This is a genomic window from Streptomyces sp. NRRL S-1022, assembly GCF_000720135.1.
Lineage (GTDB): Bacteria > Actinomycetota > Actinomycetes > Streptomycetales > Streptomycetaceae > Streptomyces.
This window is the reverse complement of the sequence record NZ_JOIU01000131.1, coordinates 1-414: the sequence shown is the minus strand read 5'-3', so window position 1 is coordinate 414 and position 414 is coordinate 1. Positions and strand designations below refer to the sequence as shown.

Sequence of the window (414 nt, the reverse complement as noted above, 5' to 3'; positions counted from 1 at the left end):
GCCGGTGTGGCTGGTGTGATCAAGATGGTGATGGCGATGCGGCACGGGCAGTTGCCGCCGACGCTGCATGTCGACGCGCCGACCTCGCACGTCGACTGGGAGTCCGGGAACATCCGGCTGCTCACCGAGGCCCGGCCCTGGCCCGACAACGGCCACCTGCGTCGCGCGGGCATCTCGGCGTTCGGCATCAGCGGTACGAACGCGCATGTGGTGATCGAGGCGGCTGCCGAGGAGCCGGTCGGGGTGCCGACGGGGTCCGCGGGTGGGGTGGTGCCGTGGCCGCTGTCGGCCAGGTCCGAGGTGGCGTTGCGGGAACAGGCGCGCAGGCTGGGCGCCTTCACCGCCGTGCATCCCGAGGTGACCCGGGCGGCGGTCGGCGGTGCCCTGGCTGCCCGCACCGTGTTCGAGCACCGG

Annotated in this window: 1 protein-coding gene; it reads left to right on the top strand. The window is 73.2% G+C overall.

Annotated features, from left to right (window positions below; translation table 11 throughout):
* Positions 1 to 414 (top strand): ketoacyl-synthetase C-terminal extension domain-containing protein (locus tag IG05_RS43230; RefSeq protein WP_037815940.1); only part of this gene is annotated, 414 nt, incomplete at both ends.